At 72.2% G+C, this 25,872-nt stretch carries 15 protein-coding genes; 10 read left to right on the top strand and 5 right to left on the bottom strand.

Annotation, left to right across the window (positions count from 1 at the left end; all coding sequences use genetic code 11):
• Position 1 precedes the first annotated feature (1 nt).
• The 5 genes from mtrB to ACZ6ZN_RS12820 all read left to right on the top strand — a co-directional run bounded on the left by mtrB (position 2) and on the right by ACZ6ZN_RS12820 (position 7,263).
• Positions 2-2,176 carry an MtrAB system histidine kinase MtrB gene (gene mtrB, locus ACZ6ZN_RS12840; RefSeq protein ID WP_469645613.1) on the top strand — a complete coding sequence of 725 codons (2,175 nt, stop codon included), beginning with the start codon at positions 2-4 and terminating at the stop codon, positions 2,174-2,176.
• Positions 2,166-3,992, top strand: coding sequence for an LpqB family beta-propeller domain-containing protein (locus tag ACZ6ZN_RS12835; protein ID WP_451880101.1), 1,827 nt, complete (start codon positions 2,166-2,168; stop codon positions 3,990-3,992). Before mtrB ends, ACZ6ZN_RS12835 begins: the two co-directional genes overlap by 11 nt.
• Before the next feature lie 387 nt (positions 3,993-4,379).
• Positions 4,380-5,300, top strand: coding sequence for a ComF family protein (locus ACZ6ZN_RS12830; RefSeq protein ID WP_469645702.1), 921 nt, complete (start codon positions 4,380-4,382; stop codon positions 5,298-5,300).
• Between the two features lie 313 nt (positions 5,301-5,613).
• A complete protein-coding gene (gene hpf / locus ACZ6ZN_RS12825) occupies positions 5,614-6,315 on the top strand; it encodes a ribosome hibernation-promoting factor, HPF/YfiA family (protein ID WP_398109957.1) in 702 nt (233 codons plus the stop codon).
• A gap of 204 nt (positions 6,316-6,519) precedes the next feature.
• The gene (locus tag ACZ6ZN_RS12820; RefSeq protein ID WP_398109958.1) at positions 6,520-7,263 is read left to right on the top strand and encodes a response regulator; all 744 of its coding nucleotides are present in this window, start codon (positions 6,520-6,522) and stop codon (positions 7,261-7,263) included.
• 107 nt (positions 7,264-7,370) lie between these two features.
• On the opposite strand, the gene ACZ6ZN_RS12815 is transcribed toward ACZ6ZN_RS12820, so the two are convergent.
• Both ACZ6ZN_RS12815 and ACZ6ZN_RS12810 read right to left on the bottom strand, forming a co-directional pair.
• Entirely contained in the window at positions 7,371-8,543 is a 1,173-nt protein-coding gene (locus ACZ6ZN_RS12815; protein ID WP_469645609.1) for a winged helix-turn-helix domain-containing protein, read from the bottom strand.
• Between the two features lie 61 nt (positions 8,544-8,604).
• Positions 8,605-9,183 (bottom strand): GNAT family N-acetyltransferase, encoded by a 579-nt coding sequence (locus ACZ6ZN_RS12810; protein WP_469645607.1) that lies wholly within the window; start codon positions 9,181-9,183, stop codon positions 8,605-8,607.
• A gap of 281 nt (positions 9,184-9,464) precedes the next feature.
• Between ACZ6ZN_RS12810 and secA the strand changes: the two genes are divergently transcribed.
• Positions 9,465-12,311 (top strand): preprotein translocase subunit SecA, encoded by a 2,847-nt coding sequence (gene secA / locus ACZ6ZN_RS12805; protein ID WP_398109961.1) that lies wholly within the window; start codon positions 9,465-9,467, stop codon positions 12,309-12,311.
• 104 nt (positions 12,312-12,415) lie between these two features.
• On the opposite strand, the gene ACZ6ZN_RS12800 is transcribed toward secA, so the two are convergent.
• Complete coding sequence (locus ACZ6ZN_RS12800) at positions 12,416-13,264, bottom strand: Rv3235 family protein (RefSeq protein ID WP_469645603.1); 849 nt, start codon at positions 13,262-13,264, stop codon at positions 12,416-12,418.
• A gap of 395 nt (positions 13,265-13,659) precedes the next feature.
• Between ACZ6ZN_RS12800 and ACZ6ZN_RS12795 the strand changes: the two genes are divergently transcribed.
• The 4 genes from ACZ6ZN_RS12795 (at position 13,660) to ACZ6ZN_RS12780 (ending at position 21,985) form a co-directional block, all read left to right on the top strand.
• Positions 13,660-14,175 (top strand): DUF6912 family protein, encoded by a 516-nt coding sequence (locus ACZ6ZN_RS12795; RefSeq protein ID WP_469645601.1) that lies wholly within the window; start codon positions 13,660-13,662, stop codon positions 14,173-14,175.
• A 79-nt stretch (positions 14,176-14,254) separates the two neighbouring features.
• Positions 14,255-14,920 carry an HAD family hydrolase gene (locus ACZ6ZN_RS12790; protein ID WP_398109964.1) on the top strand — a complete coding sequence of 222 codons (666 nt, stop codon included), beginning with the start codon at positions 14,255-14,257 and terminating at the stop codon, positions 14,918-14,920.
• A gap of 472 nt (positions 14,921-15,392) precedes the next feature.
• Entirely contained in the window at positions 15,393-20,354 is a 4,962-nt protein-coding gene (locus tag ACZ6ZN_RS12785; protein ID WP_398109965.1) for an NAD-glutamate dehydrogenase, read from the top strand.
• A 119-nt stretch (positions 20,355-20,473) separates the two neighbouring features.
• Entirely contained in the window at positions 20,474-21,985 is a 1,512-nt protein-coding gene (locus tag ACZ6ZN_RS12780; RefSeq protein ID WP_469645700.1) for a hypothetical protein, read from the top strand.
• A gap of 33 nt (positions 21,986-22,018) precedes the next feature.
• Here the strand turns inward: ACZ6ZN_RS12780 and ACZ6ZN_RS12775 are convergent, their stop codons facing one another.
• Together ACZ6ZN_RS12775 and ACZ6ZN_RS12770 are read right to left on the bottom strand one after the other, a co-directional pair.
• Positions 22,019-23,665: a glycosyltransferase family 2 protein gene (locus tag ACZ6ZN_RS12775; protein ID WP_469645599.1), complete on the bottom strand. Its 1,647-nt coding sequence runs from the start codon at positions 23,663-23,665 to the stop codon at positions 22,019-22,021.
• Positions 23,662-25,857 (bottom strand): CDP-glycerol glycerophosphotransferase family protein, encoded by a 2,196-nt coding sequence (locus ACZ6ZN_RS12770; protein WP_469645598.1) that lies wholly within the window; start codon positions 25,855-25,857, stop codon positions 23,662-23,664. Before ACZ6ZN_RS12770 ends, ACZ6ZN_RS12775 begins: the two co-directional genes overlap by 4 nt.
• Between the last annotated feature and the right edge of the window lie 15 nt (positions 25,858-25,872).

Raw genomic sequence — 25,872 nt, 5'->3', positions numbered from 1 at the left:
CATGTCCGGTGACAGTGCCGCTTCGGCGCCCGGCCGGTCCGGGGCCCGCCCGGGGCGGCCTGTCGGGCGGAGGAAGACCCGTTCGCGCTGGGCACGCCTCCTGGACGGCGGACTGCTCCAGGGCGGGGTGCAGGGCAGCCCGGTCATCCGCCTCTTCATGCGGTGGGTGCGCAGGCCGCTGCTGCCCGTCATGCGGCTGTGGCGGCGCAACATCCAGCTCAAGGTCGTCGTCACGACGCTGCTGATGTCGCTGGGCGTGGTCCTGCTGCTCGGTTTCGTCGTTATCGGCCAGGTGCGCAACGGCCTGCTGGACGCCAAGGTGAAGGCGTCCCAGAGCCAGGCGACCGGCGGGTTCGCGGTGGCCAAGCAGCGCGCCGACGAGCCCGCGAGCAGCACCGGCGACGACGTCCCGGCCGGTGACGGCCGCTCCGCGCAGAACGTCACCCAGTGGATGAGCGACCTCGTCTCGTCGCTGTCCAGTGGTGGTCAGGGCGCCTTCGACGTGGTGACGCTCCCCGCCTCCGACGCGGCCGGTGCGGACGGCCGCGGCCAGCGCGCCTCGGGCGAGGTGAACTGGAGCGAGAGCGTACCCGCCGCCCTGCGCGAACGGGTCGGACGCGGCACCGCCGCCGCCCAGAGCTACACCCGCATCACGTACAACAACGAGACGAAGGACTCCCAGCCCGGCCTGGCCATCGGCAAGCAGGTCAACGACCCCAACGGCGACCCGTACCAGCTGTACTACCTCTTCCCGCTCACCCAGGAGGAGAAGTCGCTGAGCCTGGTGAAGGGCACGCTGGCGACGGCCGGGCTGTTCGTGGTCGTGCTGCTCGGGGCCATCGCCTGGCTCGTCGTTCGGCAGGTCGTCACGCCGGTCCGGATGGCCGCGGGGATCGCCGAAAGGCTGTCGGCCGGGCGGCTCCAGGAGCGGATGAAGGTCACCGGCGAGGACGACATCGCGCGGCTCGGTGAGGCCTTCAACAAGATGGCGCAGAACCTCCAGCTCAAGATCAGCCAGCTGGAGGACCTGTCGCGGATGCAGCGGCGGTTCGTGTCGGACGTGTCGCACGAGCTGCGGACGCCGCTGACGACCGTGCGGATGGCCGCGGACGTCATCCACGAGGCGCGCGAGGACTTCGACCCGGTGACCGCGCGGTCGGCGGAGCTCCTGGCCGACCAGCTGGACCGGTTCGAGTCGCTGCTCGCGGACCTGCTGGAGATCAGCCGGTTCGACGCGGGAGCGGCGGCACTGGAGGCGGAGCCGATCGACCTCAGGAACGTCGTCCGGCGGGTGGTCAGCGGAGCCGAGCCGCTCGCCGAGCGCAAGGGCACCCGGATACGGGTGCTGGGCGACCAGCAGCCCGTCGTCGCCGAGGCGGACGCGCGGCGCGTGGAGCGCGTGTTGCGCAACCTCGTGGTGAACGCCGTCGAGCACGGCGAGGGCAAGGACGTCGTCGTCCGGCTCGCCGCGGCCGGCGGTGCGGTCGCCGTCGCGGTGCGGGACTACGGGGTCGGGCTGAAGCCGGGGGAGGCGACCCGGGTGTTCAGCCGCTTCTGGCGGGCCGACCCGGCACGCGCGCGTACCACGGGCGGTACCGGCCTGGGGCTGTCCATCGCCCTGGAGGACGCGCGGCTGCACGGCGGCTGGCTCCAGGCGTGGGGTGAGCCGGGTGGCGGCTCGCAGTTCCGGCTGACACTGCCCAGGACGGCGGACGAGCCGCTGCGGGGATCGCCGATACCGCTGGAGCCGAAGGACTCCCGGCGCAACCGGGGGCTCGACGACGCCGGGCTGCCCTGCGGCGGCGGGGACGGCGAGAAGCGGGCCACCGTACCGGCGCAGCCGGCGGGTGGATCCGCGACGGGCGCGACCCGCGATCCCATACCGCCGCGTGCGGCCGCGGTGCCGCCCACGGCGGACCCGACGGCCCTGCCCGGCAACGGCTCACGCGTGGTGCCCCGACCGGCCTCGGGCACCGGGCGTCCGGCCCAGGACCGGGACCCGGGAGCCGGGGGAGCCGCCGGGGGTGACCCGACCGGGGCCTCGACGGGCGCCGACCGGGACCCGGGCGCGAACGGACCGGGGACCGCGAACAGGGACGAGGCAGCCGCAGCCGCCGGCGGGGAGACCCGGCCGGCGGATGCGCACAGGCAGGGGGAGGCATCTCGTGGGCGCTGACCGCGAGGGGCGCGGCCGGCGCAGGCACGCGCGCGTGACGGCGTTCGCCACTGGGGGCGTCCTGGTGCTGGCGGGGTGTGCCTCGATGCCGGACAGCGGCGATCTGAGGGACGTGGAGTCCACGCCGCGCCAGGAGACCCAGGTGCGGGTGTTCGCCGTGCCGCCGGGCGAGGACGCCAGGCCCCAGGACATCGTGCAGGGCTTCCTCGAGGCGCTGACCAGCGACGATCCCGACTACAAGACGGCACGGCAGTACCTCACGGGCGACGCCGCGAAGACATGGCGTCCCGAGGTGTCCACCACCGTGCTGACGGACGGGCCCGGCGCGAAGGCCGTGGGCGCGGACGGCCGGGAGGACACCGGCGAGATGTCGTACATGCTGACCGGCACCAAGGTGGCCACCGTGGACGCGCAGCAGTCCTACGCGCCGGCGACCGGGGCGTACGGCAGGACGGTGCACCTGACGCAGGACCGCAAGCGGCAGTGGCGGATCGACGCACTGCCGCAGGGGGTCGTCATGGGGCAGTCGGACTTCCAGCGCAACTACATGTCCGCCAGCAAGTACTACTTCGCCTCGAACACCGCCGAAGCGGCCGCGGACAGCCAGCCCACGGCCGTCGCCGACCCCGTGTACGTGCGCAGGCGCGTCGAGCCCGTGAAGCAGATGGTGAACTCCCTGCTCAACGGGCCGAACCGGTGGCTCGGGCCGGTGGTCCGGTCGAGTTTCCCGACCGGCACGGCACTGGCGAAGAACGCGGGCGCGCTGACTCCCGACGACCGCAACCGGCTGACCGTCCCGCTCAATGACAAGGCCGCGGGCGTCGGCACCAACCGGTGCGAGGAGATGGCGGCCCAGCTGCTGTTCACGCTGCGGAACTTCAGCCCCACCGTGGAATCGGTCGAGCTGCGGGCCGGCGGGGCGGAGCTGTGCACCCTCGCGCGGGAGGGAGCCGACGCGGCCGCCTTCCGCACCACGGCACGCCCCCCGAACTTCCTGTACTTCCTCGACGGCAAGCACCGGCTCGTCCGGACCTCGGTCGGCAACGGCACCGACACCGACCCGGCGCCCGGGGCGCTCGGCGACGGCGAGACGGCCCTGCGGTCGGCCGCGGTCTCACGCGACGAGCACAGGGCGGCCGGTGTCGGTCTCGACGGCAAGTCGCTGTACGTGGGGTCGCTGGTCTCGGGCGGGTCGCTGGGCGAGCCAGTGCTGCGCAGCGCGGGCCCGAGCGAGACGGACCGGCTGACGACGCCGAGCTGGGACGCCGACGACGGCCTGTGGATCGCCGACCGGGATCCGGACGACCCCCGGCTGCTCCTGCTGGAGGAGGGGAAGGGCGAGCCGGTCGAGGTGCGCACCCCGGAGCTGGACGGGCGGATCCAGTCCGTCCGGGTCGCCGCGGACGGGGTGCGGATCGCGCTGGTCGTGGACAAGGGCGGCAAGAAGACGCTGCTCATCGGGCTGATCGAGCGGGACGAGAGGGCCGACGGGCAGCCCGACGTGCGGGTCGTCGAACTCCGCTCCCCCACGCCCGAGCTGGAGAAGGTGACCACCGTGTCGTGGGCCGGCGACAGCCGGCTCGTGGTGGTCGGCCGCGAGCACGGCGGCGTGGAGCAGATGCGGTACGTGCAGGTCGACGGTTCCACGCCGGACGTGCCGGCGCCCGCGGCCCTGTCGGGCGTCAAGGAGGTCACGGCCTCCGAGGATGACCAGTTGCCGCTGGTGGCGAACTCGGTGGACGGCATCGTGCGGCTGCCGTCGGGGGCGCAGTGGCAGAAGGTGACGGAGGGGACGGCGCCGGTCTATCCGGGGTGAGGCGGTCCCGTCTGCCCGCTTGCCCGCTTGCCCGCTTGCCCGCCTGCCGGTCCGGTGGTCGGTGACCTCCCCGGGGGCGGGCCCTTGCGGGGCGGCCCGTCGCGGTTGCCTGCCGCGGGTGCTCGCCGTGGCTGCTCGCCGCGGTTGCCTGCGTGGCTGCCCGCCGGAGGGTTGCCTGCCGTGGCTGCCCGCTGTCGGCTGCGGGCGTGAGATGCGTGCCCTGGGCCGGGAGCCGGCCCGACCCGGGCTGTGTGCCTCACTCGTGTGAGTGACGGGCTTGTCTGTCCGCCCCGGCTTGTCCACAGGCCGTTTTCCACAGGGGTGGCAGGGTCGTGGCCCGGTCGGCAGAGTGGTGGCCGTGCGGGGGTGATGGCCATGGCGATGGCGATGCGGGACTGGTGGCGGGAGCTCTCGGAGCTGGTGCTGCCGGGGGAGTGCGGGGGCTGTGGGGCGCCCCGTGCGGTGCTGTGCGGGCCGTGCCGTGCGGTGCTCGGCCGGACGGGGGCGTGCCGGGTACGGCCGGACCCGGAGCCGCCCGGGTTGCCTGAGGTGCACGCGGCGGCACCGTACGAGGACGAGGTGAGGGCCGCGCTGCTGGCCCACAAGGAGCGGGGTGCGCTGGCGCTGGCCGGACCGCTCGGTGTGGCCCTGGCCGGGGCCGTGCGGGCGGGTTTGGGCGGCCTCTCGGACGGTGCGGCAGCCCGGCCTCGGCCGACGGCGGGAAGAGGCGTGGGCAGCGGGGCTCCGGTGCTGCTCGTACCGGTGCCGTCCGGGCGGCGGGCGGTCCGGGCCCGGGGACATGATCCGGCCCGGCGCATCGCCCTCGCGGCGGCGGGCGAACTGCGCAGGTGCCGGGTGGCGGCCCGGGTGCTCGCGGTGCTGCGGCAGCGGCGGGCCGTCGCGGACCAGTCGGTGCTCAACTCCCGGCAGCGGACGGAGAATCTCGCCGGCGCACTGGCGGTGGTCCCCGCGGGAGCCGGGCTGCTCTCCGGCGGGCGGGTCGTCCTTGTCGACGACCTGATGACCACGGGGGCGTCCCTCGCGGAGGCCGCTCGTGCCCTGCGCGCGGCCTCGCCCGGGCCGGCGGCGGGGCCGATTCCGAACGCCACGGGCAGCTCGTCCGTGTACGGGGGAGAGACCTGGGAAGGCAGAGAAGAACAGAACGTCGGATCAAGAGGGGAGAGGACGGGTCGACGGTCCGGGCGGCAGGAAAACGCGAGCGTGAACGGCGTCTGCCGGGGCGTCGATGTGGTGTGCGCGGCAGTGGTCGCGGCGCCACCGGACTCTTTCGAAATAAACCGGAACTGACTGAGATCTTGTGTCGTTGCAGGTAATGAGAAGACCTATTCACCTGAACGGAGGTACGCCGCAGTAGAGGGTGACGACATCCGTCCGGGCGAGATATGTTCGGTTGAGAGGGAAAGCCGCAGGCCACACCTCTTCGAATCCGAATGCCGTGCTGCGGGTTTTGTGTTCATCACCCGCACCGGTGGAGTGGAGATCTCGCTCATGGGGGAGGAGGTGGAAGTCACCGAGTCCGAGGTTCCGGGACTCACCGGAACCTGGTGCAAAAGGGAGACGCTCCGCAGAGAAGCGGAGCGATCCGGGAACGGAGTTCTGCGTGGACATCGTCGTCAAGGGCCGCAAGACCGAGGTGCCCGAGCGGTTCCGGAAGCACGTGGCCGAGAAGCTGAAGCTGGAGAAGATCCAGAAGCTCGATGGCAAGGTGATCAGCCTCGACGTCGAGGTGTCCAAGGAGCCCAACCCCAGGCAGGCCGACCGCTGCGACCGGGTGGAGATCACTCTCCGCTCCCGCGGTCCGGTGATCCGGGCGGAGGCAGCGGCGAGCGATCCGTACGCGGCGCTCGACCTGGCGGCGGAAAAGCTGGAGGCCCGGCTGCGCCGGCAGCACGACAAGCGCTTCTCGCGTCGTGGCGCGCGCCGGATCCCGGCCGCCGAGGTCGCCGACCACGTCCCGGGTGTGGCGACGCTCAACGGCAACGGCCTGGCGACCTCCGCCGACCAGGAGGAGTCCGAGTCGGCCGTCCCGACGAAGAAGATCGGCTCGCTGGAAGTACAGGGTGACGGCCCCATCGTCGTCCGCGAGAAGACCCACGTCGCAGCACCCATGACCCTCGACCAGGCTCTCTACGAGATGGAGCTGGTCGGGCATGACTTCTACCTTTTCGTCGACTCCGAGACCAAGGAACCGAGTGTCGTCTACCGGCGGCACGCCTACGACTACGGCGTGATCCACCTCAGGACGGACACGATGGTCACCCAGTCGCACTCTCCCGAGGCGGGCGGTGCGCTCGGCGGCTGACCACGCCGGGTGACAGCGGAGCAGGTGCCCCTGGAGCGCGTGTGCGCCCCCAGGGGCACCCCTGTGCGACCACTTCGCGCCCCGCTCCGTCACCCCGGTGCCGCCCGGGCATGGAATCATGAGGGCCACGGCCCAACCGGTGGGTCGTTGCTCTGGGTTGGCGATGGCTCAGGACCACAGGCCACAGCCTCAGGGGGAGGAACGATGGCGGACAGCTTCGGACCGATGCGTGACGGTGATGCCGGCGGCGTCGTCGGCATGGGCCCGGACACGGGGACTCCACGCAAGGAACCGATCAGAGTCCTCGTGGTGGACGACCACGCGCTGTTCCGCCGGGGTCTGGAGATCGTGCTCGCGGCCGAGGAGGACATCCAGGTCGTCGGGGAGGCGGGTGACGGCGCCGAGGCCGTCGAGAAGGCCGCCGATCTGCTGCCGGACATCGTTCTGATGGACGTGCGGATGCCCAAGCGCGGGGGGATCGAGGCCTGCACCTCCATCAAGGAAGTGGCTCCCAGCGCGAAGATCATCATGCTGACGATCAGCGACGAGGAAGCCGACCTCTACGACGCCATCAAGGCGGGCGCGACCGGTTATCTCCTCAAGGAGATCTCCACGGACGAGGTGGCCACCGCCATTCGCGCGGTGGCCGACGGGCAGTCGCAGATCAGCCCGTCCATGGCGTCGAAACTGCTCACCGAGTTCAAGTCGATGATCCAGCGCACGGACGAGCGCCGGCTGGTGCCCGCCCCGCGTCTGACGGACCGTGAACTCGAAGTCCTCAAACTCGTCGCGACGGGTATGAACAACCGGGACATCGCCAAGGAGTTGTTCATCTCCGAGAACACCGTGAAGAACCATGTGCGCAACATCCTGGAGAAGCTGCAGCTGCACTCCAGGATGGAAGCGGTGGTGTACGCGATGCGCGAGAAGATCCTCGAGATCCGCTGACGCCGGACGGGCGCGGACTGACGGCCGTCGCGCAACAGCCGTCGCACGACGGCCGTCACACAAAGGCCATCACACAACGGCGGTCGCGCAACGGCCACGTCTCGCGATCACGCGGTCAGTCGGGCCAGCTCCGTCACGAGGGCGGCGCGCAGGTCCGGGGCGTCGACCCGCTCCACGCGGACGTCCGTGCAGTCCACCCAGGTCGCCGCCTCGGCCAGGGCCTGGGCGACGGCGGGAACCGCCTTGGGACCGTCGAGCGTGACCTGCTTCGCCACGAGCGTGCTGCCCGCGCGGGCCGGGTCCACGCGGCCGACTAGCCGGCCGCCTGCCAGGACCGGCATCGCGAAGTAGCCGTGGATCCGCTTCTGCCGGGGCACGTAGGCCTCCAGGCGGTGGGTGAAGCCGAAGATCCGCTCCGTGCGCGCCCGTTCCCAGATGAGGGAGTCGAAGGGGGACAGCAGGGTCGTGCGGTGACGGCCGCGCGGGGGAGACGCCAGCGCCGCCGGATCGGCCCAGGCCGGCTTCGACCAGCCCTCGACCGTGACCGGGACGAGCCCGGAGTCGGCGATCACCGCGTCGACCTGCTCGCCCTTGAGGCGGTGGTAGTCGGCGATGTCCGCCCGCGTGCCCACCCCCAGGGACCGGCCCGCCAGAGCCACCAGGCGGCGCAGGCACTCCGCGTCGTCCAGCTCGTCGTGCAGCAGCGGCTCCGGGATCGCGCGCTCGGCGAGGTCGTAGACGCGCTTCCATCCGCGGCGCTCCACGCACACCACCTCGCCGTACATCAGGGCGCGCTCCACGGCGACCTTCGAGCCCGACCAGTCCCACCAGTCGTTCGTCTTCTTGGCGCCACCCAACTCCGTCGCCGTCAGGGGGCCTTCGGAGCGGAGCTGCTTGATGACCTGGTCGTAGGCGCCGTCCGGCAGCTGGTGGTTCCAGTGCGGTCGGTTGCGGTAGGCGCGGCGGCGGAACGCGAAGTGCGGCCACTCCTCGATGGGCAGGATGCAGGCGGCGTGCGACCAGTACTCGAAGGCGTGCGTGTCCCGCCAGAAGGCGTCCTCGACGGTCCTGCGGCCGACCGCGCCCAGCCGGGCGTAGGGGACCAGCTCGTGGGAGCGGGCCAGGACCGAGATGGTGTCGAGCTGTATCGCGCCCAGGTGGCGCAGGACGCCGCGGACACCGGCGCGGCGGTCGGGGGCGCCGAGGAAGCCCTGGGCGCGCAGCGCGATTCTGCGGGCCTCGTCCGCCGAGAGCTCTGTGAGAGGGCGCGGGGTGGTCATGCTCCGCACGATAGGGGGTGGGACTGACAGTCCGCGGTGACCTGGGGAGAAACCGGCGGCCTCACGGCTGCGTCCGTTCCGCGGGCAGGTACGGGGCCGTGGACGGCAGGCCCAGGTCGCAGGGGAGCAGGGAGCCCACCCAGGTGTCGCGGCGTACTCCCTTGTTGTTCGTGGCGGCGCGCAGCGTGCCCTCGATCGTGAAACCGGCGCGTTCCGCCACCGCGCGGGAGGCCCGGTTGCCCACCTCGGCGCGCCACTCGACGCGGTCGAGCCCGAGATCCGTGAAGGCCCAGCGGCACACCGCGAGGGTGGCCTCGGTGATGTAGCCGCGGGAGCGGTGCCGCCGCGTTCCCCAGAAGCCGATCTCGGCCGTGCCGAGGCCGCGCATCGTGAGGCCGAGCATGCCCGCCAGCTCTCCGGAGCGCAGGAAGACGCCGAAGGTGAACATGGAGCCGTCCGCCCAGCCGTCCGGGGCCATCTGCTCCGTGAAGCTCTCGGCGTGTTCGCGCAGGTAGGGAGAGGGGATCGTGGTCCAGCGCCGGATGTCGGGGTCCTGGCAGGCCTCGTACACCGCGTCGGCGTCCTGAGGGCCGACCGTGCGCAGCAGGAGGCGGTCCGTGGAGAGGGTGACGGGGTCCATCGGCCGATTCTGCTCGGAGTGGGTCCGTGGGGGCCATCCCTTTGCCCGTGGTGACGTGTCGATCACGCTTCGTGCAAGTCCGCGGGGGGATGCGGCACCATCCGAGGGCCCCGGGCGTTGTCCTTCATGGAACACACGTGAATCAGATTGGAAGCAGCGGACGGTAGCCGTCACGGCAGGCCCTCCCGGCGCGGCGGGGTCCTCGCATACGATGGCCGTTGCTCAGTACGTCAAGTGGTAACCAACCGTCCCAGGCCCGACCGGCAAGGAGACCAACCCCCGTGTCCGTCCTCTCGAAGATCATGCGTGCAGGCGAAGGCAAGATCCTGCGCAAGCTGCACCGCATCGCGGACCAGGTCAACTCCATCGAAGAGGACTTCGTCGACCTCTCCGACGCCGAGCTGAGGGCCCTCACCGATGAGTACAAGCAGCGGTACGCCGACGGTGAGAGCCTGGACGACCTGCTGCCCGAGGCCTTCGCCACCGTCCGCGAGGCCGCCAAGCGCGTCCTCGGCCAGCGTCACTACGACGTGCAGATGATGGGCGGCGCGGCCCTGCACATGGGGTACGTGGCCGAGATGAAGACCGGTGAGGGCAAGACCCTCGTCGGCACGCTGCCGGCGTACCTGAACGCGCTGTCCGGCGAGGGCGTCCACATCATCACGGTCAACGACTACCTGGCCGAGCGCGACTCCGAGATGATGGGCCGCGTCCACCGCTTCCTGGGTCTGAGTGTCGGCTGCATCCTCGCCAACATGACGCCGGCCCAGCGCCGCGAGCAGTACGCCTGCGACATCACCTACGGCACGAACAACGAGTTCGGCTTCGACTACCTGCGCGACAACATGGCGTGGTCCCAGGACGAGCTCGTCCAGCGCGGCCACAACTTCGCCATCGTCGACGAGGTCGACTCCATCCTCATCGACGAGGCCCGGACGCCGCTGATCATCTCCGGCCCGGCCGACCAGGCCACGAAGTGGTACGGCGACTTCGCCAAGCTGGTCAAGCGCCTCAAGCGCGGCGAGGCCGGCCAGCCCCTCAAGGGCATCGAGGAGACCGGCGACTACGACGTCGACGAGAAGAAGCGCACGGTCGCCATCCACGAGTCCGGCGTCGCCAAGGTCGAGGACTGGCTGGGCATCGACAACCTCTACGAGTCGGTGAACACCCCGCTGGTCGGCTACTTGAACAACGCCATCAAGGCGAAGGAACTGTTCAAGAAGGACAAGGACTACGTCATCATCGACGACGAGGTCATGATCGTCGACGAGCACACCGGACGTATCCTCGCCGGCCGCCGCTACAACGAGGGCATGCACCAGGCGATCGAGGCGAAGGAAGGGGTGCCGATCAAGGACGAGAACCAGACGCTCGCCACGATCACGCTCCAGAACTTCTTCCGCCTCTACAAGCGCCACGACCACAGCGGCAAGGAACAGCCGGGTCTGTGCGGCATGACCGGTACGGCCATGACGGAGGCCGCCGAGTTCCACCAGATCTACAAGCTCGGCGTGGTGCCGATCCCGACCAACCGGCCGATGGTCCGCAAGGACCAGTCGGACCTGATCTACCGGACCGAGGTCGCCAAGTTCGAGGCGGTCGTCGACGACATCGAGGAGAAGCACCGCAAGGGCCAGCCGATCCTCGTCGGCACCACCTCCGTCGAGAAGTCCGAGTACCTCTCGCAGCAGCTCAGCAAGCGCGGCATCCAGCACGAGGTGCTCAACGCCAAGCAGCACGACCGGGAGGCGACGATCGTCGCCCAGGCCGGCCGCAAGGGCGCGGTCACGGTGGCCACGAACATGGCCGGCCGCGGTACGGACATCAAGCTCGGCGGCAACCCCGAGGACCTCGCCGAGGCCGAGCTGCGCCAGCGCGGTCTGGACCCCGAGGAGCACATCGAGGAGTGGGCGCAGGCCCTGCCCGAGGCGCTCGAGCGGGCCGAGAAGGCCGTCAAGGCCGAGAAGGACGAGGTCGAGAAGCTCGGCGGCCTCTACGTGCTCGGCACCGAGCGGCACGAGTCGCGGCGCATCGACAACCAGCTGCGCGGTCGTTCCGGCCGTCAGGGCGACCCCGGCGAGTCCCGGTTCTACCTCTCCCTCGGTGACGACCTGATGCGGCTGTTCAAGGCGCAGATGGTCGAGCGCGTGATGTCGATGGCGAACGTCCCGGACGACGTGCCGATCGAGAACAAGATGGTCACGCGCGCGATCGCCTCCGCGCAGTCGCAGGTCGAGCAGCAGAACTTCGAGACCCGCAAGAACGTCCTGAAGTACGACGAGGTCCTCAACCGCCAGCGCGAGGTCATCTACGGCGAGCGGCGCCGCGTCCTGGAGGGCGAGGACCTGCACGAGCAGGTCCAGCACTTCATGGACGACACCATCGACGCCTACGTCCAGGCCGAGACCGCCGAGGGCTTCCCGGAGGACTGGGACCTGGACCGGCTGTGGGGCGCGTTCAAGCAGCTCTACCCGTGCAGCGTCACGGTGGAGGAGCTGGAGGAGGCGGCCGGCGACCGCGCCGGGCTGACCGCCGAGTTCATCGGCGACTCCATCAAGGACGACATCCACGAGCAGTACCAGGCGCGGGAGACGCAGCTCGGCTCCGAGATCATGCGTGAGCTGGAGCGCCGGGTCGTGCTGTCGGTCCTCGACCGCAAGTGGCGCGAGCACCTCTACGAGATGGACTACCTCCAGGAGGGCATCGGCCTGCGCGCGATGGCGCAGAAGGACCCGCTGGTGGAGTACCAGCGCGAGGGCTTCGACATGTTCACCGCGATGATGGAGGGCATCAAGGAGGAGTCCATCGGCTACCTGTTCAACCTGGAGGTCCAGGTCGAGCAGCAGGTCGAGGAGGTCCCGGTCGAGGACGCCAAGCCGGTGGCCGACCTGGAGAAGCAGGACGCGGTGCCGGCGCAGGCCGGTTCGCGGCCGGAGATCCGCGCCAAGGGGCTCGACGTCCCGCAGCGGCGCAACCTCCACTTCTCCGCGCCGACGGTCGACGGCGAGGGCGGCACGATCGAGGGCGACTTCACCGAGGACGGCGAGCCGGTGCGCTCCGCCGCCGACGGTCTCACCCGCGCGGAGCGGCGCAAGCAGGCGAAGGGCCGGGGCCGCCGCAAGAAGTGACGGACACGGCAGCGCCGTGACGGTCCGACGGGCCGGACACCCCTGGGTGTCCGGCCCGTCGCCATGCCCGGGCCAACCTCGCCGGAGCGGACCCAGGGGGCCGGTCAGTCCGCGGCGGTGCGGGGCGGGCGGGGGCCGCCGAGTTCGACCGCCGTGCAGCGCCAGCGCAGGTCCTGGCCGAGTTCGAGGCGGAAGGCCATCGCGCGCAGCCGGTCGCCGGCACCGATGCGGGCGAAGGCCTCGATGGCCCCCGGGCGGGGCTCGCAGTAGCCGATGTCCCGCACGACCGGCCGGGCGCCACGGGTGCGCAGCGGGCCGCGCTCGGCCAGCCAGGCCAGTTCGTCGTAGGCGCGGCCACGGGTGTGGCGCAGCATCGAGTGGACGGGGCGGTGGCCGCTCAGCACGGCGAGGAGCAGGTCGGCGAAGCGGTCGGTGGGAAGCGGGTGGGGGACCGGCCTACGGGGCGTCCGGGACGGCACGCGGGGTGTGGCGGGCAGCGGGACCGGGGTCTGGGTGGCTCCTCCCGGGGGCGCCTCCGCGAAGGGCGTGTGCGTCCCCGTGGGAACAGGCGCGGTGCCCCGCTGCGCCCCGGCGACGGCACGCGAGGGGGTGCGGCGGGTGCCGGAGGGAGTGGGCGGGCGGGTGTCGCCGGGGCGCGTGTGGGAACGCTTGCCGCGCGTGGAGGCAGGGGGCCGGCCCCCGGCAGCGGTCGTCCGGGTGGTGCCGCCGCCGGGGCTGCGGGGCGGGGCGGTGCCGGCGGAGGTGCGGGGCTGCTGGTCGGTGCGGGCAGAGGACGTGCGGGTGATGCCGCCACCGGGGTTGCGGGGTGGGGTGGTGGTGTCGGAGGTGCGGGTTCGGGGGTCGGCTTCCCGGTTGCCCGGAGGGGGTGTGGCGGGTCCTGCGGTGGGTGGAGTGACGGCCGGGCGCCAGGCCCTGGTCATGACCTTGTACATGGGGGTCCCCGTTCGCGGGCCCGGTGGGTACCGGGGAGTAACTTCGTGGTCGGTGATCTTGTACGGGCTGTGCGAAGCCCACGGCAAGGCGACCGGCACCCGTGTCGAGGACCCCGGCGGTTCACTTATCCGGGTGGTGTCCGAGGTGTGGAGCCCGCCGCCACGGGGCCGACAAGGGTGAATCCCGGGAGCGGGGTGGACGCCGCCGGCGGCACGGGGCGGGACTCGAAAGGGGACACCGCGCACGTATCCTGAGGGCCGTCCAGGCCTCCCCGGCACCCGCGGCGGGTTCCGGCACCGAGGCCGGCCCGCACGGCCCGTCCAGGGCCGGCCCGGCCCCCCGCAGACCCCACCACCGACCGACCCTCCGACCCCCTCCAGGAAAGCGGCCAGCCATGCGTGTCTACGTGCCCCTGACCCTCCCCGCCCTCGCCGAGGCGCACACGACGGGCGAGCTGGGAGGCGGGCCGTTCGTCGCCTACGCCGTGACGCCCGCACTGCGCGAGTGGTACCTCTCCGACGACATCGAGGAGCTGGAGTACGCCGCGCTGAGCCGGGCCGCCCTGGCCTCGCTGCGCCTGCTGGCCGCCGACCCGCAGGCGCAGCGGCGCCGGGTCGTGGTCGCCGTGGACGTCGCCGACCGGGCCGCGACCACCGACCCCGGCCGGGGGCTCGACCCCGCGGCACTTGGCGAGGTGCGGGTCGCGGGGGCGGTCCCGCTGGCGAAGGCGGCGGCGGTGCACGTCGACGCGGCGGACGCGGAAGCGGACGTGGCGGCGGCGGCCGACGCCCTGCCGGCGGCGGACGGCGGGGACGACGACGCCCAGTTCGTCGTGGACGGCGCGGAGGACCACGAGCTGCTCTGGTTCGCCACCCAGGAGATCCCGAATCTGGTGGGGCGCGGGAACTGAGCCGGCCGGGCTCCCGTCCGCCGGGGGCGCTTCGCGGCCCGATCTCCTGTTTGTCAGTGGGGCCGGGTACGTTTTGGGCATGGGGACGAAGACGGGCGGGCACATCGTCTGGGACTGGAACGGCACGCTGTTCCACGACATCGACGCGATCATCGGGGCGACGAACGCGGCCTTCGCCGAGCTGGGGCTGGAGCCGCTGACGCTGGAGAAGTACCGGGAGCTGTACTGCGTCCCGGTGCCGAAGTTCTACGAGCGGCTGATGGGGCGGCTGCCGACCGATGCCGAGTGGCTGGTCATGGACGACATCTTCCACCGGTACTACGCGGAGCACCGGGTGGCGTGCGAGCTGACCGTGGGGGCGGTGGAGCTGCTGGCCGGATGGCGGTCGGCCGGGCGCAGCCAGTCGATCCTGAGCATGTACGTGCACGAGGAGCTCGTGCCGCTGGTGCGCGGATTCGGCATCGAGCCGCACTTCATACGGGTGGACGGGCGCACCGGGCCGTCCGGGGGCAGCAAGGCCGAGCACATGGTGCGCCACCTGAGGTCGCTCGGCGGCGTGGACCCCGAGCGCACGGTGGTGATCGGCGACGCCGCGGACGACGCGGTGGCCGCGCTGCACGTCGGGGCGAGAGCGGTGCTGTACACGGGGGGTTCGCACAGCCGGGCGAGTCTGGAATCCGTAGGGGTGCCTGTGGTGGACACCTTGGAGGAGGCCGTCGCCGAGGCGGAGCGCCTGGCGGCCTAGCGGGAGGCCCGGCACGGGCCGACGGCCTGCGGGAAAGCGCCCCGACTGTGCAGAACGTCAAAGTTCACGGCCTGCTTTTGTACACATACGGCTCATGACGGGGGCCCTGTGGAGAGCGATAGCCTTGGTGGCGTGATCAGCGCGATAGCTCGCGGGGACATCGTCGTCCCTGCCCTGCGCCCGGAGAGCACGGACGACATCCGTGTCCGGGCGGCGGTCGCTGGTCTTTGCGGGCGGGACGGGGCGTCGAGGACGCCCGGGACGCCGAGCACCTCCCGGGTCCGGGCGTCGCACCGAGCGGCGTCACACCGGTGGAGCAGCTCAAGAATGGCTCAGACACCCCCGCTCATCTCATCTTGCGGCATACCGTCGGATCAGACCGGATACTCCGTGTCACGACGTGAGGTCGTAAGCGCAGAGGCCGTACTTCCTTCTACGTCACGCAACGGCGCGCGACAGGAGCCAGAGGACAATGCAGACCAAGCTGGACGAAGCCAAGGCCGAGTTGCTCGAGAGGGCCACCCGGGTAGCTGAGAACAGCCCGGTCGGGGGGCACCTACCGACCGGGTCGACGGGCGAGGAGACCCCAGACGCCCCGCACGCCCCGGACCGCGAGTCCCTGCTCACGTTCCTCCAGCGTTACTACCTGCACACGGCCCCGGAGGACCTCACCGACCGCGACCCGGTCGACGTCTTCGGCGCGGCCGTGTCGCACTACCGGCTGGCGGAGAACCGCCCCCAGGGCACGGCCAACGTGCGGGTGCACACACCCACCGTCGAGGAGAACGGGTGGACCTGCAGCCACTCGGTCGTGGAGGTCGTCACCGACGACATGCCCTTCCTCGTCGACTCCGTCACCAACGAGCTGACCCGGCAGGGACGCGGGATCCACGTCGTCATCCACCCCCAGTTCGTGGTGCGGCGCGATGTGACCGGCAAGCTGATCGAGGTCCTGCCCACGCCCGCCACCGGCGCCTTCGACCTCCCGCACGACGCGCACGTCGAGTCCTGGATCCACGTCGAGATCGACCGCGAGACCGACCGCGCCGATCTGAAGCAGATCACCGCGGACCTGCTGCGCGTGCTGTCCGACGCCCGCGAGGCCGTCGAGGACTGGGGCAAGATGCGGGACGCGGCCATCCGGCTGGCGGAGGGGCTGCCGGACGAGCCCATCCCCGGCGACCTGCCCGGCCCGCAGGTGGAGGAGGCCCGCGAGCTGCTGCGCTGGCTGGCCGACGACCACTTCACCTTCCTCGGCTACCGCGAGTACCAGCTGCGCGACGACGACTCCCTGGCCGCCGTCCCCGGCACCGGGCTCGGCATACTGCGCGCGGACCCGCAGCACGCCGCCGAGGAGAGCCACCCGGTCAGCCCGTCCTTCGAGCGGCTGCCCGCCGACGCCCGGGCCAAGGCACGCGAGCACAAGCTGCTCGTGCTGACCAAGGCGAACAGCCGCTCGACCGTGCACCGGCCGTCGTACCTGGACTACATCGGCGTCAAGAAGTTCGACGCCGAGGGCAACGTCGTCGGTGAGCGCCGGTTCCTCGGACTGTTCTCCTCCGCGGCCTACACCGAGTCCGTGCGCCGCGTGCCGGTCATCCGGCGCAAGGTCGAGGAGGTCCTCAAGCAGGCCGGGTTCTCGCCCAACAGCCACGACGGGCGCGACCTGCTGCAGATCCTGGAGACCTACCCGCGCGACGAGCTGTTCCAGACCCCGGTCGACGAGCTGCGCGCCATCGTCACCTCCGTGCTCTACCTCCAGGAGCGCCGCCGGCTGCGGCTCTACCTGCGTCAGGACGAGTACGGGCGCTACTACTCCGCCCTCGTCTACCTCCCGCGCGACCGCTACACCACGGCCGTGCGCCTGCGGATCATCGAGATCCTGAAGGAGGAGCTCGGCGGCATCAGCGTCGACTTCACGGCGTGGAACACCGAGTCGATCCTGTCCCGGCTGCACTTCGTGGTGCGGGTGCCGCAGGGCACCGAACTGCCGCAGCTGTCCGACTCCGACAAGGAGCGCATCGAGGCCCGGCTGATGGAGGCCGCCCGCTCCTGGGAGGACGCCTTCGCCGAGGCGCTCAACGCCGAGCTGGGCGAGGAGCACGCGGCCGAGGCCATGCGCCGCTACGCGCACGCCTTCCCCGAGGGCTACAAGGCCGACCACAACCCGCGTGCCGCGGTCGCCGACCTGGTCCACCTGGAGCAGCTGAACACCGAGGCGGGCGAGGACTTCGCGCTCAGCCTGTACGAGCCGGTGGGCGCCGCCCCCGAGGAGCGGCGCTTCAAGATCTACCGCACGGGCGACGCGATCTCCCTGTCGGCCGTGCTGCCGGTCCTCAACCGGCTCGGCGTCGAGGTCGTCGACGAGCGGCCCTACGAGCTGCGCTGCTCGGACCGCAGCGTCGCCTGGATCTACGACTTCGGCCTGCGCATGCCCCGCGCGCAGAACGGCGGCGGGGACTACCTCGGGGACGACGCCCGCGAGCGGTTCCAGGACGCCTTCGCCGCCACCTGGACCGGCAAGGCCGAGAACGACGGCTTCAACGCGCTCGTGCTGAGCGCCGGGCTCACCTGGCGCCAGGCCGTGGTGCTGCGCGCGTACGCCAAGTACCTGCGCCAGGCCGCGTCGACGTTCAGCCAGGACTACATGGAGGACACCCTCCGCAACAACGTCCACACCACCCGGCTGCTCGTCTCCCTGTTCGAGGCGCGGATGTCGCCGGACCGGCAGCGGGCGGGCCACGAGATCGTGGACGCGCTGCTGGAGGAGGTCGACGCGGCGCTCGACCAGGTCGCGAGCCTCGACGAGGACCGGATCCTCAGGTCCTTCCTCACGGTCATCAAGGCGACCCTGCGGACCAACTTCTTCCAGGAGGCCGCGGGCGGGCACCCGCACGACTACGTCTCCATGAAGTTCGACCCGCAGGCCATCCCCGACCTGCCGGCGCCGCGCCCCGCGTTCGAGATCTGGGTGTACTCGCCGCGCGTGGAGGGCGTGCACCTGCGCTTCGGCAAGGTCGCCCGCGGTGGCCTGCGCTGGTCCGACCGGCGGGAGGACTTCCGCACGGAGATCCTCGGCCTGGTCAAGGCGCAGATGGTCAAGAACACGGTCATCGTGCCGGTCGGCGCCAAGGGCGGCTTCGTCGCCAAGCAGCTGCCCGACCCGAGCGTGGACCGCGACGCGTGGATGGCCGAGGGCATCGCCAGCTACAGGACGTTCATCTCGGCCCTGCTCGACATCACCGACAACATGGTGGCCGGCGACGTCGTCCCGCCCGCCGACGTCGTCCGGCACGACGAGGACGACACCTACCTCGTCGTCGCCGCCGACAAGGGCACCGCGACCTTCTCCGACATCGCCAACGAGGTCGCCGAGAAGTACAACTTCTGGCTCGGCGACGCCTTCGCCTCCGGCGGCTCCGCCGGCTACGACCACAAGGGCATGGGCATCACCGCCCGCGGCGCCTGGGAGTCCGTCAAGCGGCACTTCCGGGAGCTGGGCGTGGACACCCAGAGCCAGGACTTCACGGTCGTCGGCATCGGCGACATGTCCGGTGACGTGTTCGGCAACGGCATGCTGCTCTCCGAGCACATCCGGCTGGTGGCCGCCTTCGACCACCGGCACATCTTCATCGACCCCAGCCCGGACGCCGCCACCTCCTACGCCGAGCGCCGCCGCCTGTTCGAGCTGCCCCGCTCCAGCTGGGAGGACTACAACACCGAGCTGCTGTCGCCCGGAGGCGGCATCTTCCCGCGCACGGCCAAGGCGATCCCGGTCAACGCGCAGATCCGCGAGGCCCTCGGCATCGAGGCCAAGGTCACCAAGCTGACCCCGGCCGACCTGATGAAGGCGATCCTCCAGGCCCCGGTCGACCTGCTGTGGAACGGCGGCATCGGCACGTACGTCAAGTCCTCCACCGAGTCCAACGCCGACGTCGGGGACAAGGCCAACGACGCCATCCGCGTCGACGGCCAGGACCTGCGCGTCAAGGTCGTCGGCGAGGGCGGCAACCTGGGCCTGACCCAGCTCGGCCGGATCGAGTTCGCGCTGCAGGGCGGCCGGATCAACACCGACGCCATCGACAACAGCGCGGGCGTGGACACCTCCGACCACGAGGTGAACATCAAGATCCTGCTCAACGGCCTGGTCCGGGACGGCGACATGACCGTCAAGCAGCGCAACAAGCTGCTCGCCGAGATGACCGACGAGGTCGGCCGCCTGGTGCTGCGCAACAACTACGCGCAGAACACCGCGATCGCCAACGCCCTCGCCCAGTCCGGCGCCATGCTCCACGCCCAGCAGCGCTTCATGAAGCACCTGGTGCGCGAGGGGCACCTCGACCGGGCGCTGGAGTTCCTGCCCACCGACCGGCAGATCCGCGAGCGGCTCGCCCAGGGCCAGGGCCTGACGGGGCCGGAGACGGCCGTGCTGATGGCGTACACGAAGATCACGGTCGCCGAGGAGCTGCTGCACACCTCGCTGCCGGACGACCCGTACCTCAGCACGCTGCTGCACGCCTACTTCCCGACGAAGCTGCGCGAGCAGTTCCCCGAGCACCTGGTCGGCCACCCGCTGCGCCGTGAGATCACCACGACGGTCCTGGTGAACGACACGGTCAACACGGGCGGCACGACCTACCTGCACCGGCTGCGCGAGGAGACGGGCGCGTCGCTGGAGGAGATCGTGCGGGCGCAGACCGCGGCCCGGGCGATCTTCCGCCAGTACCCGGTGTGGGACGCGGTCGAGTCCCTCGACAACAAGGTCGAGGCCGAGGTCCAGACCCGCATCCGGCTGCACTCGCGGCGCCTGGTGGAGCGCGGCACCCGCTGGCTGCTCAACAACCGCCCGCAGCCGCTCCAGCTGGCCGACACGGTCGACTTCTTCGCGGACCGCGTCGAGCAGGTCTGGGGGCAGCTGCCGAAGCTGCTGCGCGGCGCCGACCTGGAGTGGTACCAGAAGATCTACGACGAGCTGTCCGGCGCGGGCGTGCCGGACGAGCTGGCCACGCGCGTGGCGGGCTTCTCCTCCGCCTTCCCGACGCTGGACATCGTCTCGGTCGCGGACCGCATGGGCCGGGAGCCGATGGACGTCGCCGAGGTCTACTACGACCTGGCCGACCGGCTGCGCATCACCCAGCTCATGGACCGCATCATCGAGCTGCCCCGCGCCGACCGCTGGCAGTCCATGGCCCGCGCGGCGATCCGCGAGGACCTGTACGCGGCGCACGCGGCGCTGACCGCCGACGTCCTGGCCGTCGGCGACGGCACCTCGACGCCGGAGCAGCGCTACAAGGCGTGGGAGCAGAAGAACGCGGCGATCCTCGGGCGTGCCCGCAGCACGCTGGAGGAGATCCAGAGCTCCGACGCGTTCGACCTCGCCAACCTGTCGGTGGCGATGCGCACGATGAGGACGCTGCTGCGCACGCACTCCTAGCGCACACGGCGTGACGAAGCGCCCCGGGCCGCGACCGGCCCGGGGCGCTTCGTTCTCGCGGCGCCCGGGCGGTTCGAGTGGAGGACCGGCCGGATCCGGCCGAGGCTGGGTGCGTGACCGTGAACGCGTCCCCGGAGCGGGCCTCCGCTCCCGCCACGCCGGCCCCGCGCGCCGCGTCCGGACCGGCCGTCCTCGCCGTCCGGGCCGCCGCCGCGCTGGTGGTCGTGCTGCTGGTCCTGGTGATCCTCCGGCTGCCCTGGGCGGGCGACCTCGGCATGCACGCGGCGACGGTCCAGCGCCTGCGGCACAGCCTCGTCGCCCCGGGCGATCCGCTGGTCGACGCGGACGTGCCGAGCCCGTACTACTCGCCGTGGACGGTCGTCCTCGGCTGCCTGGCCCGGGTGAGCGGCCTGTCGGTCTTCGTGGTGCTGCGGCTGGCGGCGTTCACCGCGCTCGGGCTGCTGCTGACCGGGGTGTGGCGGTACGTGCGCACGCTGAGCGGCCGTCCCGCCGCACCCGCCCTGGCCCTGCTGAGCCTGCTGCTCCTGTGGGGCACGTCGGTGTTCACCTGGAGCGGCTTCCACGGGCTCGACTCGCTGGCGCTGACGGTGTCGTACCCGAGCGTGTTCACCCTGGGGCTGGCCTTCCACCTGTGGGCGTGGCTGGGGCGGGCGGTGCGCGGTGACGCGGGGACGGGGACGTGGCTCGGGCTCGGGGCGCTGGGGTCGGTGATCCTGCTGTGCCATCAGTTCATGGGCGTGGTGGCGTCGCTGGGGGCGATCGCCACGGTGGTGGCCGCCCGGCCCGGGCGCCCGGTGTGGCCGCGGCTCGGTGCGGGAGCCGTGACCGGGCTCGGGGTGCTGCTGGTGTGGCCGTACTACGACGTCCTCGCGCTGCTCGGGTCGGGCGGCGGGCTGGAGGCGGTGCACCGGCCGCTGTACGACGACCTGCCGGGGCGCTACTGGCTGGTGCTGCTCGGGGTGGTGGCGCTCGGGGCGCGGTGGCGGCGGGACCGGTGGGACGCGCTGGTGCTGTTCTTCGTCCTGGGGACGGCCGTCGTGGCGGCGGGCGGGCTGAGCGGGCACTACTCCTGGGGGCGGGCTCTGCCGGCGGTACTGATCCCGGCTCAGCTCGCCGCGGCGCTGGAGGTGCTGGAGGCCGGGCGGCGCGCACTGCGGGCCGGGTGGGCGTGCGTGCTGGGCGCGGCGCTGACGCTCGGGGCGTGGACGCAGGCCGGGGCGCTCGGCCATGTCGTCGACCCGCACGACCTGCCGGCCGCCGTCGCCGAGAAGTACCGGCGGCCCTGGGCGGGCTACCACTGGCTGACGCCGTGGGTGCGCTACGGGGACGTGGTGATGGCCCGCCCGGGACGCCCGGCCCGGCAGATCCCGGCGTACGGGGCGTACACGGTCGCGCCCGGGTACCCCGACGTCTTCCTGCCCGACGAGGCGGCGCGGGAGCGGGCGGTACGGCGCTGGTTCGCCCCGGGGACGCCCGGCGAGGAGCGCGCGCGGATCCTGCGCACGTACGGGGTGCGGTGGGTCGTGGCGGGGGCGGGCGCGGGGCAGCCCGGGCTGAGGGAGGTGACCCGGGGGCCGGAGGGGCAGGTCCTCTACCGGGTGCTGCGGTGAGCGGCACGGCCCCGGAGCGCACGGGGCGTGCGGCTACTTCAGCGCGCTCGCGATCAGGCGCGCCGCCCGCTTCACCCGCGGCCGGGCCACCTTGCGCACGGCCGGCCCGATCAGCCTCGCCGTGACACCCGTCGGCTCCCAGCGCACCTGCAGACGGCCCGGGCCGTGGCCCTCCGGCTCGACGGTCAGCACGTGGGAGGGCACGCGGGTCGTCAGCGTCGGGAAGTCGAGCGGGGCGAGGAGCAGGCCGGTGTTGGCCAGGCCCTGGTGGTGCAGGCGGAGCAGGGGATGGCGCACACCCGCGAAGCCCTGGAGGGGCAGGGCGGCCGCCGCCAGGTCGAGGTGGACATGCCCCTCGAAGACGCCGGGCCGGACGGGGGACAGCCGGAAGGGGACGCTGAGGCGGCGGCCGCCCGGGGCGATGAGCAGGGTCGCGCGCTGCGGCCCGACCGGCAGGCGCAGCGCCGGGTCGTAGGTGCGGACCGCCAGGTCGATCGAGGCGCCCGGGCCCCGGGTGATCTCCGTGATCTCGTGGCGGAACTGGGCGCCGGTGAACGGCCGGGTCTCCAGCTCCAGGTCGCCGAGGTCCAGTTCGCGGCGTGCCCACTCCGTCGCCGGCACCTCCTCGCCCCAGTAGGTGCGGCCCTCGGCGTCCGTCGCGATGTGCCGGGGGGCGACACCGTGGCCCAGGCCCCGGGACGCCAGCCGGGCGTCGGCCAGCCGTCCGTCCCGGATGAGCTGGACGACCACCCGCTCGGCGCGCGGAAGGCGCGCGTACGCGCCGGGAGCGAGCGTGTCGAGGTACGGCGTGACGAGACCGGCGAAGGACGCGAGCCAGTCGTCGTCCCGGTAGGGCAGGTCACCGGCGTACATGCGGAAGTCGTGCTTGAGGAACTTGTGGTCCTTGGCCTCCCGCAGCGACTCGTGCCCGCTCTCGGCCAGGAACGCGTCGATGAGGTGCTGGACGTGGATGCGGTCGCGGACGTTGGCGAGCTTGTGCCGCTGGTTGGATATCGAGGCCGCCTCGGACGCCGCGAAGGGGGCCACGTACCAGCGGTAAACCGGCTCCGGGACGACGGTGAAGCTCTTGGCCAGGCAGTACGCCTGCGCCGAGAACAGCTGGTCCTCGTAGTGGATGCCCTCGGGGAAGCGCAGGCCGTGCCGGTCGAGGAAGGCCCGGGCGTACATCTTGCTGGTCGACAGGTGCTCGAAGAACAGGCGCGGGTCGGACTCGATGCCGTCCAGGGTGCGCCGCTCGGCGACCAGATGGGGCATCCAGGTCGAACGGCGGCCGCTGTCCACGCGGATCCGTTCCACCGCGCCCATGGCGAAGTCGATCTCGCGTTCGCGGTGCGCCGCGAGCAGCAGGGCGACGGCGTCGGGGGGCAGTTCGTCGTCGCTGTCGAGGAACATCACGTAGGGGGCGCGCGCGATGTCCAGGGCGCGGTTGCGGGGGGCGCTGCACCCTCCGCTGTTGCGCTCCAGGCGCAGGTAGCGGACCCGGGGATCGCGGGCCTGGAGCTGCCGTGCCACGAACGGGGTGCCGTCGGTCGAGTGGTCGTCGCTGATGACGATCTCGATGTTCGCGTGGGTCTGCCGGCGCACCGAGTCGACGGCCCGGGTGAGGCGTTCGGCGTCGTTGTAGACGATGACCGTCACGGTGACGTCGGGGGTGCTCATGCGGTCGCCTCCTGCGGGCTCGGGGCCGGGGTGCGTTCCTCGACGGGCAGGACCGGGGGCAGGTCCCGCTCGTCCTGGCCGAGGAAGACCCGGCGCACGACGCGTTCGGCGGCGCGTCCGTCGTCGTACTCGCAGAACCGGCGGCGGAAGACGGCCCGGGTCTTCGCCGCGTTCTCGTCGTGCCAGGCGTCGCCGGCCAGGATGTCCGCCAGCTCGCGCTGGGTGCGCGCCACCGGGCCGGGCGCCTCGGCCATCAGGTCGAAGTAGACGCCGCGGGTGGTGCGGTAGGTCTCCCAGTCGTCGGCGTAGACGACGATCGGCCGGTCGAGGTTGGCGTAGTCGAACATGATCGACGAGTAGTCCGTGACGAGGGCGTCCGCCGCCAGGCACAGGTCCTCGACCGGGTCGTAGGAGGAGACGTCGATGATGCGGCCCGTGCGGCGCAGGTTGGTCAGCGGGGAGGCGGCGCCGCCGTAGAAGTAGTGGCCGCGCACCAGCAGGACCGTGTCCTCGCCGAGGCGGTCCGCGAGGGCGGCGAGGTCCAGCCGGGGTGTCCAGCCGGCCTCGTAGTCGCGGTGGGTGGGCGCGTAGAGCACTGCCCGGCGGCCCGGGGTGATGCCCAGGCGGTCGCGGACCGCGCGGATCTCGGCGGCGCCCGCGGTGTAGTACACGTCGTTGCGCGGATAGCCGTGGTCCAGGGAGACGTAGCGCGAGGGGTAGGCGCGCTCCCACATGCGGGTGGTGTGGCTGTTGGCGGAGAGGCTGTAGTCCCACTTGTCGATGCGCTCCAGCAGCGCCTTGAAGTCCAGGCCCTGGGCGGCGGCCGGGAACGCCATCTGGTCCAGGCCCATGCGCTTCAGCGGGGTGCCGTGGTGGGTCTGGAGGTGGATCGCGTCCGGGCGCTTGACCACCGCGTTGGGGAAGTTGACGTTGTTGACCAGGTACCCGGCGCTCGCCAGCACCTCCCAGTAGCGGCGGGTCCCGGGCACGACGTGGTCGGTGCCGGGCGGGAGGAGGGCCGCGTTCTCGGCGGTCACCACCCACACCGGGTGGATCTGCGGGGCGAGTTCGGCGAGCTTGGCGGCGATCGCGGCGGGGTTGCAGGCCACGCCGCGGTTCCAGTAGGACGCGAACACCGCCAGGCCGGGATCGACGGGGCGGCCGAGCGCCCTGCGGTACTGGTGGTCGCGGAGCCGGGCGCCGACCTGGCGCTTGCGGGTGCGCACGGCGGACCGGGCCGTACGCCGCGTGCGGTTGACGGTCTGGAAGGCCCGGTACCTGGTGTACGCGTCCTCCTCCAGCAGGGAGCGGCGCACGCCCTCCAGGCCGCCCGGGCGGTGGTGGTTCTCGGGGCGGTGGCGCACGGCGGCCAGGGACGCGCGGTGGAAGAACTCCCGGGCGACCTCCTCCGCCATGCCGCCGCGGGCGAAGGTGCGCAGGCAGTCGCGGACCATGACGTCGTACAGGACGGTGTGCGCGGCGCGGCGGCCCCGGGTGAGGCCGAGGAGGGACTCGTAGCGGGCGACGAGGCCGTAGCGCTGTTCGGGTGTGACCGGGGGCAGGCTCGCCGGGCGCAGTCTGCGGTCCTCGTAGGCGACGTGCGGCAGGCAGGCGACGCGGCCGGCCAGCAGCAGGGCGGCCAGGGCGGCGTACGGCTCGTCGTCGGTGGCGAACCGCTGCTCGTGCTCCCGGTAGAACTCCGCGCGCAGCACCCGGGTGCCGAGCAGCGGGGTCAGCCGCAGCAGGGGCGCGCAGTCGTCGAGGGCCACGTCGGCGCGGCCCGCCCGGGCCAGCAGCGGGCCGTCCGGGGAGGGCAGTCCGGAGGTGTGCCAGGTGCTGCGCAGATGGTCCAGGAGCAGGACGTCGACCTCGCCGGGGAGCTCGGCGACCCGCTCGGCGACGGTGCGCGGGGTGCCGGCGGGCAGGTCGTCCTTGGCGTGCACGAAGTGCAGCCAGCGCCCCGACGCCCGGGCCGCGCCGGCCGCCCGGGCCGCCGCGTCGCCGGTGCCGGCCGGCAGCGGGACCACCTGGATGTCCGGGGCGTGCCGCTCGGCCGTCTCCCGGGCCCAGTCGCCCACCGCGGCCACGATCAGCTCGGCGTCGGGCAGGGGGTGGGCGGCCAGGGAGTCGAGCAGCTCCGTCAGATGGCCCTGCACGTTCGGTCCGTGCACGACGACGCTGAGCTCGGCCATCACCGGACCCCCTTC

This window comes from Streptomyces sp. NPDC053665 (assembly GCF_055585285.1).
This window is presented reverse-complemented; position numbering and strand designations above follow the sequence as displayed.